Consider the following 15,976-nt stretch of genomic DNA (forward strand, 5'->3'; position numbering starts at 1 on the left):
TCAGTTGGGCAGCCAGTCGAAGGCCTCGGCGCTCGGGCGGTCACCGGGCTTGTACTCCAGGCCCACCCAGCCGTCGTAACCGGCCTTCCGCAGCCGGTCGAGGAGGTCCTCCAGCGGCAGCGATCCCGTGCCCGGTGCGCCGCGGCCGGGGTTGTCCGCGATCTGCACATGGCCGGTCTTCGCCGCGAACCGCTCGATCACGGACGGGAGTTCCTCGCCGTTCATGGACAGGTGGTAGAGGTCCATGAGGAAGCGCGCGTTGCCGAGGCCGGTCGCTTCGTTGACCTTGTCGACGACCTCGACGGCGGCGGGGGCGCTGACGAGCGGGTACAGCGGCGACTCGGGCCTGTTCAGCGCCTCGATCAGCAGGACCGCGCCGATCCGGTCGGCGGCCCGGGCCGCGAGGGCCAGGTTCTCCAGCGCGAGCGCGTCCTGCTCGGCCGGGTCGACGCCGGGCACGCGGTTGCCGTAGAGCGCGTTGAGCGCGGTGGCGCCCAACGAGTGGGAGAAGTCGGCGGCCACGTCGATGTTCGCGCGGAACCTCTCCGACTCCTCGCCGGGGAGCGACAGCGCGCCGCGGTCCGGTCCCGGTAGCTGTCCGGCGTAGAAGTTCAGGCCGGTGAGCTGGACGCCCGCGTCCTCCAACGACCGCTTCAGCGCGTCGAGTTCGGATCGTGCGGGGGTGGGTGAGTCGACCCAGGGCCACCACAGCTCGACCGCGCCGAAGCCGGCCGCGGCGGCGGCCGCGGGGCGCTCCAGGAGCGGGAGTTCGGTGAAGAGGATCGACAGGTTGACGTTGAAGCGCTGGTCTTCGAATCCCATGGGGGCCGCGCTCCCTTCCGTGTCGAGGGTCGGTGTTGTAATTCCGTATGGTGGAAGTTAGTTTCTGCTTATTGGAAGATTGCCGCCGTGTGTCGGGGCTTGTCAAGAGGGCTCGGCGGAAATCGGCACCGCGCGTTAGGTTGTGCGCGTGCGATTGCGAGTGGAGTTCACGACAGAGCCCTTCGATCTCGACGAGGCCCCCGCGCATGCGCTGGTCGCCAGGGAGGTCATCGAGGTCGCGGAGCTGGACGCCGTGGACGTCGGGCCGTTCGGCAACACGGTCGAGGGGGGTGCCGACGCGGTGCTCACCGCCGTGGACGCGCTGCTGCGCAGGACCCTGGAGGCCGGCGCCACCCGGGTCTCGCTCCAGCTCAACGTGATCGGCGAGGGCGACCGGTGACCGGTGTCGGGGACGAGCCGTTCATCACGGCCGTGAAACCGCTGGTCGACGCCATGGGCGGCGAGATGCTCCCGCCCGACGAGGCGGGACCCGACGACGTCGTGCTCGCCTGGGAGGGCGCCGACGTGGTCGCCGTACGCCTGCCGCAGCTCGCGGACTCGCTGGATCACATCCTGGCCGCCCTGGAGCGCAAGAAGGGCAAGCCCCTCGCGGACCTGGACCGCAAGGCCAAGCAGGAGGTCGTACGGATGCTGGAGGCGCGCGGCGCCTTCTCCGTGCGGCACGGAGTGGAGACCGTGGCGAGCGCGCTCGGGGTCAGCCGGTTCACCGTGTACAACTACCTGAACCGTGAGAAGGAGAGCTGAACCCCCTCCCCGGTTGTTACCCGGAATTTTCAACAAACTGTTGACGTGGTGTTGCCGAGGGCGTTAGCTACTGCCAGCCCGTTCAGCACAAGGCCACGGAGGCTCCCGTGACGTCGACTTCCACGCCGCCGGGGCTCGCCCGGTTCAACACCCTGGAGGAGTCCGCGGCGTTCGCCGCCCTCCTCGAGGTGTGTGCCTCCACGGCGTGGGCGCGGCGGCTGCTCGCCGCCCGTCCGTACGCCGGCTCCGAGGACCTGTACGCCGCGAGCGACTCCGCGACGGCGGAGCTGGCCGCCGACGACCTGGCCGAGGCGATGGCCGGTCACCCGCCGATCGGCCGCCCCAAGCCCGGCGACCCCACCTCCGCCCGCGAACAGCGCGGCATGGCGGGCGCCTCCGAGGACCTCAGGGCGGAGATGCTCGACCTCAACCTGGCGTACCAGGAGAGGTTCGGCCATGTCTTCCTGATCTGCGCCACCGGCCGCACCGGCGAGCAGATGCGCGACGCGGTCAAGGAACGCATCGGCAACGCGCCGGAGCGGGAACGCGAGATCGTCCGCACCGAGTTGGGCAAGATCAACCGCATCCGGTTGACCAAGCTCGTAGCGGAAGAAGCAGAGGAAGAAAAGGCATGAGCAGCACCAGCACCGCCTCGGTGTCCACACACGTCCTGGACACCAGCATCGGCCGCCCCGCCGTCGGCGTCGCCGTCCAACTCGCCGCCCGCGGCGGCCCGTTGGCCGACTGGCAGCCGCTCGGCGGCTCCGCGACCGACGCGGACGGGCGGTGCAGGGACCTTCCGGCGCTGCCGGCGGGCACCACCCACGTACGGCTCGACTTCGCCGTGGAGCCGTACTTCTCGCAGGACACCAAGCAAGCCGATACGCAGCAGGACGCCCCCGCGAATCGGGACAGCGATGCGACCGGAGTGTTCTTCCCGGAGGTGGCGATCACCTTCGCCGTCAGGCCCGGCGAGCACTTCCATGTACCGCTGCTGCTCAACCCGTTCGGCTACTCCGTATACCGAGGGAGCTAGCAGAAGATGCCCACGATTCTTGGACAGAACCAGTACGGCAAGGCAGAGAACCGGGTCGTCAGGATCACGCGGGACGGCGCCACCCATCACATCAAGGACCTCAACGTGTCCGTGTCGCTGAGCGGCGACATGGACGAGGTCCACTACTCCGGCTCGAACGCCAACGTGCTGCCGACCGACACCACCAAGAACACGGTGTACGCGTTCGCCAAGGAGCACGGCATCGAGTCCGCCGAGCAGTTCGGCATCCACCTTGCCCGGCACTTCGTGACCAGCCAGGAGCCGATCAAGAACGCGCGGATCCGCATAGAGGAGTACGCCTGGGAGCGCACGACGGGCGGCCACTCCTTCGTCCGCAAGGGCCAGGAGACCCGGCTCACCCAGGTGACGTACGACGGCGGGAACTGGGAAGTCGTCTCCGGGCTCAAGGACTTGACGGTCCTGAACTCCACGGACTCCGAGTTCTGGGGCTACGTCAAGGACAAGTACACGACGCTGCCCGAGGCCTACGACCGCATCCTGGCGACCGAGGTGTCCGGGCGCTGGCGCTTCAACTGGTCCGACGACGCACAGGAGATGCCGGACTGGGAGGAGTCCTACGAGCAGACCAAGCAGCATCTGTTCCGGGCCTTCGCCGAGACGTACTCCCTCTCGCTCCAGCAGACCCTGTACCAGATGGGTTCGCGGATCATCGAGAACCGCGGCGAGATAGACGAGGTCCGCTTCTCGCTCCCCAACAAGCACCATTTCCTTGTCGACCTGGCGCCGTTCGGGCTCAAGAACGACAACGAGGTCTACTTCGCCGCCGACCGCCCCTACGGCCTGATCGAGGCCACCGTCCTGCGGGACGGCAGCGAGGCGCTCATCCCGGCGGACCTCACCAACCTCTGACGCGAACTCGGTACGAAAGCAAGGAAGTTGGGACGAACGATGGAAACGATGAGTCAGCGCGTCGTCATCGAGAACTGCGCGATCGCGACGGTGGACGCCGCCGACACCGAGTACGCCACCGGGTACGTCGTCATCGCCGGCAACCGCATCGAGTCGCTCGGCGCGGGCAGGGCGCCCGAGGGGCTCACCGACGTGGTCCGGCGCATCGACGCGAGCGGTCACCTGGTGACCCCCGGTCTGGTCAACACCCACCACCACTTCTACCAGTGGATCACCCGGGGCCTGGCCACCGACCACAACCTCTTCGACTGGCTCGTCGCGCTGTACCCGACCTGGGCGCGCATCGACGAGCCGATGGTCCGCGCCGCCGCGCAGGGCTCCCTCGCGATGATGGCCCGCGGCGGGGTGACCACCGCGATGGACCACCACTACGTCTTCCCCAAGGGCTCCGGCGACCTCTCCGGCGCCATCATCGGCGCCGCCCGCGAGATGGGCGTCCGCTTCACCCTCGCCCGCGGTTCGATGGACCGCAGCGAGAAGGACGGCGGGCTGCCCCCGGACTTCGCGGTCGAGACCCTGGAGGGTGCCCTCGCCGCGACGGAGGTGACGGTACGGGAGCACCACGACGCCTCCTTCGACGCGATGACCCAGGTGGCCGTGGCCCCCTGCTCACCGTTCTCCGTCTCCACCGAACTCCTCGGCCAGGGCGCCGAGTTGGCCCGGCGGCTCGGGGTACGGCTGCATACGCACGGCTCGGAGACGGTCGAGGAGGAGCAGTTCTGCAAGGAGCTGTTCGGCATGGGTCCGACCGACTACTTCGAGTCCACCGGCTGGCTCGGCGAGGACGTGTGGATGGCGCACTGCGTCCATATGAAGGACTCCGACATCGCCGCCTTCGCCCGTACGAAGACCGGTGTCGCCCACTGTCCCTCGTCCAACGCGCGGCTCGCGGCCGGTATCGCCCGCGTCCCCGACCTGCTCGCCGCCGGCGTCCCGGTCGGCCTCGGCGTCGACGGCACCGCGTCCAACGAGTCCGGCGAACTCCACACCGAGCTGCGCAACGCCCTCCTCATCAACCGCCTCGGCGCCCACCGCGAGGCCGCCCTCAACGCCCGCCAGGCGCTGCGCCTCGGGACCTACGGCGGTGCCCAAGTCCTGGGCCGCGCAGGCGAGATCGGCTCCCTGGAGCCGGGCAAGCTGGCCGACCTGGTGCTGTGGAACCTGGACACGCTGGCGCACTCCTCGATCGCCGACCCGGTGACAGCGCTGGTCTTCGGCGCGGCGGCCCCGGTCACCGCGTCCTTCGTGAACGGCCGTCAGATCGTCGAGAACAACCGCCTGTTGCACGTCGACGAGGACGCGATCGCCCGCTCCACGCGGGAAGAGGCCCGGCGGCTGGCGCGGATCGCCGCGCAGGCCTGACCCCAGCCCGCCCCAATCGCCGTACAGCGGCGATCGGTTGAGAGCTCCGGTTGAGGGGGACGGCCCTCGGCCGGTGGCCGTGGCCGGGGCGTGCACGCAGGTGCGCGCCCCGGAACGGCCCTGCCCATGTCCCCAGTTGGGCTCCGTTCCCGGTCCCGCACGACCGCGCACCACCTCCTGAAACCCACGTCAGAGCTGACGTGTCACCCGCCCGGAGGAGCCGCCGTGACCGCCCACCCCGACGCCCGACCCTGCGCCGAACCCGGCGTACATCCCGTCGACGAGAAACTCCCCGCACTCAAGATGGCCACCACGGGACTGCAACACGTGGCCGCCATGTACGCGGGTGTCGTCGCCCCGCCGCTGATCGTCGGGGCGGCCGTCGGCCTCTCCGGCACCGAACTCACCTTCCTCACCGGCGCCTGCCTCTTCACCGCGGGACTCGCCACCTTCCTCCAGACCCTCGGGATCTGGAGGATCGGCGCCCGGCTGCCCTTCGTCAACGGCGTCACCTTCGCCGGGGTCGCCCCGATGACGGCGGTCGTGGCCTCGACCAAGGACAGGTCGGACGCGCTGCCGATCATCTTCGGCGCGGTGATCGTCGCCGGACTCCTCGGCTTCCTCGCCGCCCCCTTCTTCAGCAGGGCGGTCCGCTTCTTCCCGCCGGTCGTCACCGGCACGGTGATCACCCTCATAGGCCTGTCCCTGCTGCCCGTGGCCTTCGGCTGGGCGCAGGGACCGAACCCGGCGGCGCACGACTACGGGTCGACGACCAACCTGGGCCTGGCGGCGGCGACGCTCGTCGTCGTCCTGCTGGTCCGCCGCTTCACCCACGGCTTCGTCCGGCAAATAGCCGTCCTGCTCGGCCTGTTGATCGGCACCGTCCTCGCGATCCCCTTCGGGGCGACGGACTTCGGCCCGGTGACGCACGCGGACGTGATCGGCTTCCCGACCCCGTTCCACTTCGGCGCACCGCAATTCCAGCTCGCCGCGATCATGTCGATGATCGTCGTGATGGTGGTCTCGATGACCGAATCCACCGCGGACATGCTGGCGTTGGGCGAGATCGTCGAACGCCCCGCCGATGAGGCGACCATCACCGCGGGACTGCGCGCCGACACCCTCGGCTCGGCCCTCAGCCCCCTCTTCAACGGCTTCATGTGCAGCGCCTTCGCGCAGAACATCGGCCTCGTCGCCATGACCCGCATCCGCAGCCGGTACGTCGTCGCCACCGGCGGCGGCTTCCTGGTCCTGATGGGCCTGTGCCCGATGGCCGCCTCGCTCATCGCCGTCGTACCGCGCCCGGTGCTGGGCGGCGCGGGCGTCGTCCTGTTCGGCTCGGTCGCCGCGAGCGGCATCCAGACCCTCGTCAGGGCCGGCCTGGACAGGGACACCAACAGCATGATCGTGGCGGTGTCCCTGGCCGTCGGCATCATCCCGATCGCGGCGCCGGACTTCTACCACGCGTTCCCGCAGACCGCGAAGATCGTCCTCGACTCCGGGATCTCCACGGGCTGCGTGGCCGCGGTGGCGCTGAACCTGGTCTTCAACCACCTCGGGCAGACCCGCGAACAGGCCGAACAGGTCAGGGGTACGACCGAGGGCGTACCCCTCGCCCGTCAGCCGATCGTGTAACTGTCCCCGTAATACACCTTCCACTTGAGCGGTGTGTCCAGGTCGAGGTTGCCCTTTTTCAGGAACACCCGCTGGGCCGTCTCGACCCGGGTCACATCGCTGTGCGCCGCCTCCTGCCTCATCGCCCACACCCGGGCGTCGAGGAAGGCGTCGAGATACGTCGTCTCGTCGCCGCCGTCGGTGGGCGTGGCCGCGTGCTTGCGGGCCCGGGTGCGGATGCCGCCGAAGGCGAGGGGGTCGGTGCCCGGGCCGTGCATGACCATCGCGTCGTAGTAGACGAACTGCCCGAGCGTGCCCACCCCGTCCTTCTTGGCACGCGCCACCGCCGGGTCGAAGTAGCCGCGGTCCCGCTCGTCGCGCTGCGCCCTGCGGAAGGCGGCGGAGGTCAGTGCGGCCGTCCGCCACGCCGCCGGGAAGCCCGGGGCCAGCCCCTTGTGCGAGGCGGTGCCGTCCACGGCGCGCAGCGCGGGCAGATAGCCGGCCAGGACATTGCCCGGGGACCGCTTCGTGTACAGCTCGACGAGGGCCAGCATGTCGCTCGTACCGGAGCAGAAGCCGATGATCCCGCCGGTGTAGCCGCGGCCGTCGCCGATGTCCTCGATGTACTTGTACTGCGCCTCCCAGTCCAGGGAGGAGTTCTCGGCGCTCGACACCAGCCGCATCGCGAGATCCTTCTTCGCCGGGGCGTCGAGCCCCGTCGCACCCGCCGTCGAGGCGTCGGCCGACGGCCACTGACTCGCGATCGCCGCCGTACCGAGGGCGGCGAGCAGGGTGCGGCGGGTGGCTTTTCTTCGGAAGATCGGCACGCGGTTTCTCCAAGGCGGGCGCGGTACACGGAAACTGTGAAAGGCAGCTGAGACTCGCGCGTGAACTTGGGAGATGCGTGGGGTGTTGTCAGCAGGTCACTGTGAATTCCCGGGCCAGGCCATGAGGTTGGCGAACAGCTCGGCCTGCTCGATGGCGTCGTCGAGGGCGTGGTGCGTGTGCCGCCGCCGGGACAGCAGGTCGCGCGGCATGGTGCCCTTCGCCACGGCGCGCAGGGGCAGTCGGGCCTTCGTGGCGTACAGCGTCTTCATGTCGAGACAGCCGGAGTGCCCGAACGGGCTCGCGCCGGTGAAGCGGATCAGATACCAGTACAGGAACATCCAGTCGTACGACGCCGGGTAGCCGCACATCACCGGCTGCGCGCCCACGGCGACTTCACGCACCCAGTCGCCGAACTCGGTGAGAGCGGCGGCGGGTTCGGCTCCCTCGGTGCGCAGCCGGTCACGGTCGAGCCCGCTCACCGCGAGCGCCTCCGGTACGAACTCCTCGCTGATCGGGCGCAGTTCACGGTAGAAGGTCAGCTTCTCCGGATCCGCCGCGGTGAACCCCTCGGCGTCCTGCGTCCCGGCGACGGCCGCGCCGAGACTCAGCATCGAGTACGGCCCCGGGATCGGTCCGTCGGCCTCGATGTCGACGGAGATGTACAGGCCGGGTCTGATGCGTCGGGTGGACATGGCCCGCAGCCTGACAGCCACGGCCGCTGCCGTGCATCCGAATTCGGCCGCCCGTTCAGCCGCCCCGGACCGCCTGGCAGGGGCTGACCGCGGGAAGTCGGCCGGTCAGGAACGAGCGGGGCGGGACACCCATCAGGGTGCGGAAGTCGGTCGTCATGTGCGACTGGTCGAAGTAGCCGGCAGCGGCGGCCAGTTCGGACCAGCCGGCGCTGCCCGCCCGGGCGGCGAGGGCGCGGACCCGGTCGATACGGGCGTAGTGCTTCGGGGAGACACCGACACCGTCGGTGAACAGGTTCCGCAACTGGCGTTCACTGACGGCCAGTTCCCGAGCCACGTCCCGTACCTGCGCGGGTGCCCCGTCCATCCGTACGGACAGTGCCTCGACGGCCGCCCGCAGCAGTGCTGTCCGGGCCGGATCCGGCGGCTCTGCCAGCAGCCCCGGCAGCACCTCGGCGATGCGTGGCAGCGCCTCCCGCGGGTCCAGCCACCGCACCTCACGGGCGAACCGGCGCGCCGCGCCGCCCGGCAGGCCGTCCAGCGGCACCACCCGGCCGACCAGTCCGGCGGCCGCGACACCCAGCAGGGACCGTGCCGTACCCGGTGCGAGGCGCAGCTCCAGACACTCGATATGGGCCTTCCCCTCGTGGTAAGCGGCCCGCACCCGTGGTCCGACGGCAAGGACGTCACGCCGCCCGTCCGCCGTCACCCGCAGGACCACCTTGACCACCGCGTCCGGCAGTTGGACGAACGTCCCCTCGGGCGGCTCGCCGAAGGACATGGTCCGCACCTCGGCGATCCACGGGCGCAGCGTCTCGGGCGTGGTCGGGGGCGGCTCGGCGATGGTCATCGGCACCTTTCCACCGTAAGGGACCGGGGCCGCCGTCCGAGCGGGCCATCCGTGCCGGAATTTCCAAGAGCCGAGCGCCCCGGCGGGCCCACCGTGGACCACATGATTCTGGTGACGGGTGCCACGGGCACCATCGGAAGCGATGTCGTACGACAACTGGCCGAGCGTGGCGCGAAGGTGCGCGTGCTGACCCGTGATCCGGCGAGGGCGCGGCTGCCCGCCGGGGTGGAGGTGGTGCGCGGGGCCTACGGCGAAGCGGCGTCCCTGGACGCCGCGTCGGCCGGTGCGACGGCCGCTTTCCTGCTCCGTCCGCCCGGCCCGGACGAGGGACAGGACGCGGCGCTGGTCGCCGCGGCGCGGGCCGCGGGTGTGGACCGGCTGGTGAAGCTCTCCGCCATCGCCACCGGCGATTCCGCTTCCGGGCCCTCCGGGCAGTGGCACGTGGACGGCGAGCGGGCCGTGCGGGACAGCGGGCTCGACTGGACGGTGCTGCGGCCGTCCTCGTTCGCCTCCAACACACTGACCTGGCTCCCGGCCCTCCGGGCGGGCGAACCGGTGCCCAACATGACCGGAGACGGCGCGTCGGGCGTGATCGACCCGCGGGACATCGCCGCGGTGGCGGTGCGGGCGCTGCTCGACGTCGGGCACGAGGGGCGGACGTACACCCTCACCGGCCCCGAGGCGATCACCGTTCCCGGCCAGGCCGCCGTGCTCGCCGAGGTCCTCGGCCGCCCGGTGCCGGTGCGGAACCTGTCCCCGGACGGGACCCGCGCGTTCCTCCGTACGGCCTGGGGCATGGACGAGGCCTGGGCGGACGGTGCGCTGACCGGCCTGGCCTACGTCCGGGCCGGCGGCAACGAGGTCGTCACCGACGACGTGCGCGAGGTCCTGGGCCGCCCGGCGCGGACCTACCAGGAGTGGGTCCAGGACCATCGGGCGGCGTTCGAGGAGAGGTGATCCGAGCGGCGGCGGGGGCGTCAGTCGCGCCCTCGCAGTACCGCCGCCGCCAGAGCCAGCGCCCCCGCGGCGGTGAAGGCCCCGACCCGGAAGGCCAGTTGGTACCCCTCCGCCGTCGCCGGGATCAACTCCGCGCCCCTGGCGAGCAGTCCGTCGGTGCGGCCCGCCGCCAGTGTCGACAGCACCGCCAGCCCCAGCGAACCGCCCACCACCTGCGTGGTGTTGAAGAGCCCGGAGGCGAGACCCGCGTCCTCCTCACGTGCCCCCGACATGGCGAGTCCGGTCAGCGCGGGCATCGCGGCGGCGAATCCGGTGGCCAGCAGGAGCAGGGCCGGGAGTACGTCCGTGATGTAGGAGCCGTCGGCCGGGGCGCGGCTCAGGAGGGCCATCCCGGCGGTGATCAGGACCAGGCCGGCCAGCAGGACCCGGTGGGCGCCGTAGCGGCCGATGGTCCGTGCCGACAGGCCGAGCATCAGGACGCCGATCGCGACCGGCGCCGGCAGGAACGCGGTGCCGGTGAGCAACTCGCTGAAGCCGAGGACGCGTTGGACGTACAGCGCGCCGATGAACTGGAAGCCGAACATCGTGCCGATCATCAGGATCTGCACGGCGTTCGCGCCGGTCAGCAGCCGGGAGCGGAACAGCCGGAGGCGGAGCAGCGGGCGGGCGGCCCGGGCCTGGCGGACCGCGAACGCCACGAACAGGGCCAGGGTGAGGGACGCAAGCAGAAGGGTGGCTGCCAGGTCGCGGGCGCCGGTGCCGACGATGACGTACACCGTGAGCATCAGCGCGCCGGTGATCAGCGCGGCCCCCGGATAGTCGGCGCCGCTGCCGAGCCCGGAACCCTGCTCCGGGGCGAGGACGCGGACGGCCGCGAGCCAGGCCACGATCCCGATCGGCAGGTTGATCAGGAAGATCCAGTGCCAGTTCAGGGCCTGGGTCAGCGCCCCGCCGAGGAACGTGCCGAGCGCCCCGCCCCCGGCGCCGACCGCGCTGAACACCGCGATGGCGCGGGCCAGTTCACGCGGTTCCGGGAAGAGCGCGACCAGCATCCCGAGAACCACCGCCGAGGCCATCGCCCCGCCGACACCCTGGACCGCCCGGGCCGCGATCAACATCCCCTGGCTGGTCGCGACCCCGCACAGCACGGACGCCGCGGTGAACACGGCGAGCCCCGCCGTGAACATCCGCTTGCGGCCCACCAGATCGCCCAACCGGCCGACGAGCAGCAGCAGTCCGCCGAACGGGATCAGATAGGCGTTGACGACCCAGGCGAGCCCCGGCCCCGAGAAACCGAGGTCGCTCTGGATCGCCGGCATGGCGACCGTGACGATGTTGCCGTCCAGGATCGTCATCAGCGTCCCCGCACACAGGACGACGAGCGACGCCCAGCGGGAGTACGTTCGTTCCGGCCCGCGCGGTGGTGCACCGGTCGGTGACTCGGACAGGGTCGACATGGCTCGTGGCCTCCATAGTTCTCCGTTGTGCCTATAAGGGCACGACTTGTAACGGGGAACATCGTGAGGAACCATGGGGGTCGGCAAAAGGAGGCACTTCGATGTCCCAGGGGAACACCGGTGTTACCGCCCAGGTCGTGAACGCGCACGCCTGCCCGGTCCGCGAAGTTCTTGACAGGGTCTCCGGCAAATGGAGCGTGCAGATCCTGGTCGCGGCGGCCCACGGCCCCATCCGCTTCACGGAGTTGGAGCGCAGCATCGAAGGCATCAGCCGCCGCATGCTGACCCTCACCCTGCGCAACCTGGAGCGCGACGGCCTCGTCACCCGCACCGTGCACCCCACGGTGCCACCGAAGGTCGAGTACGAACTCACCCCGGTGGCCCGGGAGTTGCACGAGACCCTGCTACGGCTGACGGACTGGGCGGAGCGCAACCGGGTCTACATCGCGGAGTCCCGCGCGGCCTACGACACCGGGCACGAACCGGAGTAGCCCGGCCCCGGGGCCCTGGCGGTGCCGGTTCAGAGTCCGAACAGGTCCCGGTTCGTGGTCAACTGCTCGAAGAAATCCCTGGGTCGGTCGACCAGCCTGCGCTTCTCGAGGTCCAGCAGTCCGCCCACCGACACGACCTCCGCGGAGACCGTGCCGTCCGCCTTGGTGATCGTCTGGAGCACCCGGAACGTCTTGCCCTCGCCCCACTCGAACGCACAGCTCACCGCGACCTCCTCGCCCGCGCGCAGCTCCCGCAGATAGCGGATGGTCGTCTCCAGGACGACCGGCCCGACCCGCTGGGCGAGCAACTCGGGCTGGCCCACTCCCGCCGCCTGGAGCAGCTCCCAGCGGGCATGCTCCGAGTACTGGAGGTACACGCTCTGATTGAGGTGCCCCAGGCTGTCGGTCTCGTACCCGCGGACGGTCACCGGGACGGAAAACGGCTCGCTCAACTGCGTTCCCTTCTCGCGCTGTCGGACAGCTGACGGCGGACCGATGGACGATCTGCCCCACCGATCTTGGCATGTCCCTCAGGTCCGTCGCGGTGAGGCCAGCAGGTAACTCGCCCCCGTCCGGGGCTCCTTGTGCTCGCTCACCTGCCAGCCCGCCCGCTCCAGCGTCTCCGCGCAGGCGCGCAGCGCCGCCCCGTCCGGGTCGCGCACGGCGACCGCCTCCGGCTGCGGGGTCGTCCGCACCCGGTAGCCCTCGGCGTCCGGTCCGGCGGGCCGGTGGCCGGCGGCCTCCAGGGCGAGCGCGGCGGCCCGCACCAGATGCGTGCGCTCCCAGCCGCACGGCCGCTCCACGGAACCGTCCGGGTTCGTCATCCGGCGCAGCTCCAGCAACCCCTGCCAGGCGCTGTGCACTTCACGGGTGCGGGCCGGACCGGCGGCGACCGCCGTCTCCTCGCCGCCGATGCGCGCGGCGAACACCCCGGCGGTGGCGGGGACTTCAGCGACGGGCTCGGGAACGTCCGGCGGAGACTCCCGTATCCGATGTCCCGCCGGGGTCAGGAAGTGGTCGTGCGGCGGACGCGGGTGCCGGAACGCGAGCCCTCGCCGCACCAGCGCGGCGAGCTGCGCCTCCGTACCCCGCAGCCGCCCGGTGACGGGGTCGGCGGCCTCGATGACACGCCGTTGCGCGGCGGTCGGGGGTCGTGTCACGGCGTGCTCCTTCCCGGGGATCACTGCATATGAGGGCCGGGACCGATGTGTCCGGACGCATCGTTCGAAGGCTACGACGGGGGTCTGACATTCCACGCCGAGATCACCGGCCGCCCGTGTTCCGTGCCCAGCCGGCACAGCGTCCCGGTCGCCAGCTGGAACAGCGCCCCCTCCGACGGCGGCAGCCCGAGCCGCCGCGCGGTGAGGACCCGTAGGAAATGCCCGTGTGCCACCAGGACGACCACGCCCTCGGTGTTCGCGAGGGCCGCGTCGACCTTGGCCAGCACGCGGTCGGCGCGCTGCCCCACCTGCTCCGGGCTCTCCCCGGGATGGTCCGGCGGCCCGGGCGCGACCCCGTCGGTGAACAGGAACCAGTCCGGCCGGGTGCGCTGGATCTCGACGGTCGTGATGCCCTCGTAGCCGCCGTAGTCCCACTCCCGCAGATCCGGGTCGATCCGTACGTCCGTCAGACCGATCAGCTCGGCGGTCTCCCGCGCCCGCTGCAAGGGGCTGACGAACGCGGCCCCGACCCGGTGCGAACGGATCAGCGGCACCAGCCCGCGCGCCTCCTCCCGCCCCTTCGCGGTCAGCGGGACATCGGTCAAGCCGGTGTGCCGCCCCGACCGGGACCATTCGGTCTCTCCGTGCCGTACGAGGAAAAGATCACCCATACCTCACAGGCTATGGGCCCACTGCTCCAGCGTCGCGAAATCGCCCTCCCGTAGACCCCGGCGCGGGTCCACCTTGAGGAGGAGAGCGGGCCCGTCATGGTGTGCCTCGACATGCCGTACGTCCAGGTCGGTGACCAGGTCGTCGACCCAGACGAAGGGGCGGCCGGCCGCCCACGCCACGATCTGGCGGGTCTTCCAGTAGAGGCCGTCCGGGTCCTTCGCGAACAGGCCGGTGAACTCGATCACCGGCAGGTCGCCGGGGAGCCCGATCACCGGCGCGATCATCTCGTTGGCCTGGTGCATCCAGGTGGTGGCCCAGGCCGGCTCGTACGGCAGCGCCAGTATTCGTTCGCCGTGCCCCGGGTGCAGGCGCACCGGCAGCCCGCGCCGCAGCCGCCGGGAGCCCGGTTTCTGCCGGGCCGACCAGTTCGCCGGCCACAGCCGGTGGGTGACATAGCCACGATGGCGCAGGAACCGGGCGCCGTACGGGTTGAGGGGTCCGTCGACGTCGAGGAGCAGCAGGGGGCGGTCCGTCATGCGGAGGAGCTACCCAGGGCGCCACCCGGATATCTGCTACTGCCGGTACCCGCCGAGGAACCGCCCGATCCGTCCGATCGCCGCCTCCAGGTCGTCCGCGTACGGCAGCGTGAGGATGCGGAAGTGGTCGGGGGTCGGCCAGTTGAAGCCCGTGCCCTGGACCACCTGGATCTTCTCGCGGAGCAGCAGGTCGAGGACGAACTGCTCGTCGTCGTGGATCTTGTGCACCTTGGGGTCGAGGCGGGGGAACGCGTACAGCGCGCCCTTCGGCTTCACGCACGAGACCCCCGGGATCTCGTTCAGTTTCTCCCACACCACGTTGCGCTGTTCGTGCAGTCGCCCGCCCGGGACGGTCAGGTCGCGGATGGACTGACGGCCGCCGAGCGCGGCCTGGATGGCGTACTGCGCGGGCGCGTTGGGGCACAGCCGCATGGAGGCCAGCATCGTCAGGCCCTCCAGGTAGTTCTTGGCGTGCTGCTTCGGGCCCGTGACCACCAGCCAGCCCGAGCGGAAGCCGGCCACCCGGTACGTCTTCGACAGCCCGCAGAAGGTGAGGACGACCAGGTCGGGGGCGAGCGCGGCGGCCGAGTGGTGCACGGCGTCGTCGTAGAGGATCTGGTCGTAGATCTCGTCGGCGAAGACCATCAGGCCGTGCCGGCGGGCGAGGTCGAGGATGCCCTCGACGATCTCCTTGGGGTAGACCGCGCCGGTGGGGTTGTTCGGGTTGATGACGACGACGGCCTTGGTGCGGTCGGTGATCTTCGCCGCCATGTCGTCCAGGTCCGGGTACCAGTCGGCCTGTTCGTCGCAGAGGTAGTGGACCGCCTTGCCGCCGGAGAGGGTCGTCACCGCCGTCCAGAGCGGGAAGTCCGGGGCGGGGATGAGGATTTCGTCGCCGTCCTCCAGCAGCGCCTGTACGGCCATGGAGACCAGCTCGGAGACGCCGTTGCCCAGGAACACGTCGTCCACGTCGACTTCGAGACCCAGGGTCTGGTAGCGCTGGGCGACCGCGCGGCGGGCCGAGAGGATGCCGCGCGAGTCCGTGTAGCCGTGCGCCCGGGGGAGCATCCGGATCATGTCCTGGAGGATCTCCTCGGGCGCCTCGAAGCCGAAGAGCGCGGGGTTGCCGGTGTTCAGCCGCAGGACGCTGTGGCCCGCCTCCTCCAGTGCGTTGGCGTGCTCGATCACCGGACCGCGGATCTCGTAACAGACCTCGCTGAGCTTGCTCGACTGCCGGAACTCCATTGCGCCCTCGCCCCATCGGCTTCGTGTGTTGCTTGGTTTTACCAAGTGTGAGCTTGGAAAGTCCAACAACCTGTCTAGACTGCGTCGCATGTCACCTCGCCGAAGCTACGACCAGTACTGTTCCGCGGCCCGGGCCCTCGACCTCGTCGGCGACCGCTGGACCCTGCTGATCGTCCGCGAACTCCTCGCAGGACCGCGCCGCTACACGGACCTGCACGCCGATCTGCCGGGTGTCAGCACGGACGTACTCGCCTCACGGCTGAAGGACATGGAGCGGGACGGGCTGGCGACACGACGACGGCTGCCGCCGCCCGGGGCCGCCTTCGTCTACGAACTCACCGGGCGGGGGCGGGAGTTGCTGCCTGTGCTGCAAGCCCTCGGCGTCTGGGGCGCACCCGAGCTGGGAGAGCGGCGGCCCACGGACGCGGTGCGTGCGCACTGGTTCGCGCTGCCCCTGCTGCGGGCGCTGGAGGGCGAGGGGATCGTCGAAGTCCGGCTGGAGGAGGGGGAGTTCCATCTGCGCGTGGGGGAGACCGGGGAG

20 protein-coding genes are annotated in these 15,976 nt (G+C 70.6%); 10 read left to right on the forward strand and 10 right to left on the reverse strand.

Annotated features, from left to right (window positions below; all coding sequences use genetic code 11):
- Positions 1-822, reverse strand: a complete 822-nt coding sequence (locus JHN63_RS28310; protein WP_200685848.1) for a TIM barrel protein — start codon at positions 820-822, stop codon at positions 1-3.
- 148 nt (positions 823-970) lie between these two features.
- Between JHN63_RS28310 and JHN63_RS28315 the strand changes: the two genes are divergently transcribed.
- From JHN63_RS28315 to JHN63_RS28345, 7 genes are all read left to right on the forward strand, one after another.
- Entirely contained in the window at positions 971-1,222 is a 252-nt protein-coding gene (locus JHN63_RS28315; RefSeq protein ID WP_200685850.1) for a thiamine-binding protein, read from the forward strand.
- Entirely contained in the window at positions 1,219-1,587 is a 369-nt protein-coding gene (locus JHN63_RS28320) for a helix-turn-helix domain-containing protein (protein WP_200685852.1), read from the forward strand. The genes JHN63_RS28315 and JHN63_RS28320 overlap by 4 nt, the downstream gene beginning before the upstream one ends.
- A gap of 107 nt (positions 1,588-1,694) precedes the next feature.
- Positions 1,695-2,222, forward strand: a complete 528-nt coding sequence (gene uraD, locus JHN63_RS28325) for a 2-oxo-4-hydroxy-4-carboxy-5-ureidoimidazoline decarboxylase (protein ID WP_200685854.1) — start codon at positions 1,695-1,697, stop codon at positions 2,220-2,222.
- Complete coding sequence (gene uraH, locus JHN63_RS28330; RefSeq protein WP_200685863.1) at positions 2,219-2,623, forward strand: hydroxyisourate hydrolase; 405 nt, start codon at positions 2,219-2,221, stop codon at positions 2,621-2,623. Before uraD ends, uraH begins: the two co-directional genes overlap by 4 nt.
- A gap of 6 nt (positions 2,624-2,629) precedes the next feature.
- Positions 2,630-3,514, forward strand: coding sequence for a factor-independent urate hydroxylase (gene pucL / locus JHN63_RS28335; protein ID WP_200685865.1), 885 nt, complete (start codon positions 2,630-2,632; stop codon positions 3,512-3,514).
- 48 nt (positions 3,515-3,562) lie between these two features.
- On the forward strand, positions 3,563-4,936 hold the full coding sequence (locus JHN63_RS28340) for an 8-oxoguanine deaminase (protein ID WP_200685867.1): 1,374 nt from the start codon (positions 3,563-3,565) through the stop codon (positions 4,934-4,936).
- Between the two features lie 126 nt (positions 4,937-5,062).
- Positions 5,063-6,571 (forward strand): nucleobase:cation symporter-2 family protein, encoded by a 1,509-nt coding sequence (locus JHN63_RS28345; RefSeq protein ID WP_374222952.1) that lies wholly within the window; start codon positions 5,063-5,065, stop codon positions 6,569-6,571.
- Here JHN63_RS28345 and JHN63_RS28350 read toward each other — a convergent pair.
- The 3 genes from JHN63_RS28350 to JHN63_RS28360 form a co-directional block, all read right to left on the reverse strand.
- Positions 6,556-7,377, reverse strand: a complete 822-nt coding sequence (locus JHN63_RS28350; RefSeq protein ID WP_200685869.1) for a chitosanase — start codon at positions 7,375-7,377, stop codon at positions 6,556-6,558. The two genes, JHN63_RS28345 and JHN63_RS28350, sit on opposite strands and share 16 nt — an antisense overlap.
- Before the next feature lie 96 nt (positions 7,378-7,473).
- Positions 7,474-8,070 carry an exonuclease gene (locus tag JHN63_RS28355; protein ID WP_200685871.1) on the reverse strand — a complete coding sequence of 199 codons (597 nt, stop codon included), beginning with the start codon at positions 8,068-8,070 and terminating at the stop codon, positions 7,474-7,476.
- Between the two features lie 55 nt (positions 8,071-8,125).
- Complete coding sequence (locus tag JHN63_RS28360; protein ID WP_200685896.1) at positions 8,126-8,917, reverse strand: AraC family transcriptional regulator; 792 nt, start codon at positions 8,915-8,917, stop codon at positions 8,126-8,128.
- A 93-nt stretch (positions 8,918-9,010) separates the two neighbouring features.
- Here JHN63_RS28360 and JHN63_RS28365 point away from each other — a divergent pair, with 93 nt between their 5' ends.
- Positions 9,011-9,874 (forward strand): NAD(P)H-binding protein, encoded by an 864-nt coding sequence (locus JHN63_RS28365; RefSeq protein WP_200685873.1) that lies wholly within the window; start codon positions 9,011-9,013, stop codon positions 9,872-9,874.
- Between the two features lie 20 nt (positions 9,875-9,894).
- Here the strand turns inward: JHN63_RS28365 and JHN63_RS28370 are convergent, their stop codons facing one another.
- Complete coding sequence (locus tag JHN63_RS28370; RefSeq protein ID WP_200685875.1) at positions 9,895-11,331, reverse strand: MFS transporter; 1,437 nt, start codon at positions 11,329-11,331, stop codon at positions 9,895-9,897.
- A gap of 101 nt (positions 11,332-11,432) precedes the next feature.
- Between JHN63_RS28370 and JHN63_RS28375 the strand changes: the two genes are divergently transcribed.
- Complete coding sequence (locus tag JHN63_RS28375) at positions 11,433-11,822, forward strand: helix-turn-helix domain-containing protein (RefSeq protein ID WP_200685877.1); 390 nt, start codon at positions 11,433-11,435, stop codon at positions 11,820-11,822.
- A 29-nt stretch (positions 11,823-11,851) separates the two neighbouring features.
- Here the strand turns inward: JHN63_RS28375 and JHN63_RS28380 are convergent, their stop codons facing one another.
- The 5 genes from JHN63_RS28380 to JHN63_RS28400 all read right to left on the reverse strand — a co-directional run bounded on the left by JHN63_RS28380 (position 11,852) and on the right by JHN63_RS28400 (position 15,435).
- Positions 11,852-12,274: a thioesterase family protein gene (locus tag JHN63_RS28380; protein WP_200685879.1), complete on the reverse strand. Its 423-nt coding sequence runs from the start codon at positions 12,272-12,274 to the stop codon at positions 11,852-11,854.
- A gap of 78 nt (positions 12,275-12,352) precedes the next feature.
- Positions 12,353-12,982 (reverse strand): hypothetical protein, encoded by a 630-nt coding sequence (locus JHN63_RS28385; protein WP_200685881.1) that lies wholly within the window; start codon positions 12,980-12,982, stop codon positions 12,353-12,355.
- 71 nt (positions 12,983-13,053) lie between these two features.
- Positions 13,054-13,653 carry a histidine phosphatase family protein gene (locus JHN63_RS28390; protein WP_200685884.1) on the reverse strand — a complete coding sequence of 200 codons (600 nt, stop codon included), beginning with the start codon at positions 13,651-13,653 and terminating at the stop codon, positions 13,054-13,056.
- Between the two features lie 3 nt (positions 13,654-13,656).
- Positions 13,657-14,190, reverse strand: a complete 534-nt coding sequence (locus JHN63_RS28395; protein ID WP_200685886.1) for an HAD domain-containing protein — start codon at positions 14,188-14,190, stop codon at positions 13,657-13,659.
- Positions 14,191-14,226: 36 nt separating this feature from the next.
- Positions 14,227-15,435: a pyridoxal phosphate-dependent aminotransferase gene (locus JHN63_RS28400; RefSeq protein WP_200685888.1), complete on the reverse strand. Its 1,209-nt coding sequence runs from the start codon at positions 15,433-15,435 to the stop codon at positions 14,227-14,229.
- A gap of 88 nt (positions 15,436-15,523) precedes the next feature.
- On the opposite strand from JHN63_RS28400, the gene JHN63_RS28405 reads away from it, so the two are divergent.
- A partial coding sequence (locus JHN63_RS28405) for a helix-turn-helix domain-containing protein (protein ID WP_200685889.1) occupies positions 15,524-15,976 on the forward strand: 453 nt, incomplete at its 3' end.

It is taken from the genome of Streptomyces sp. MBT65, from assembly GCF_016612545.1.
Classification (GTDB): domain Bacteria; phylum Actinomycetota; class Actinomycetes; order Streptomycetales; family Streptomycetaceae; genus Streptomyces.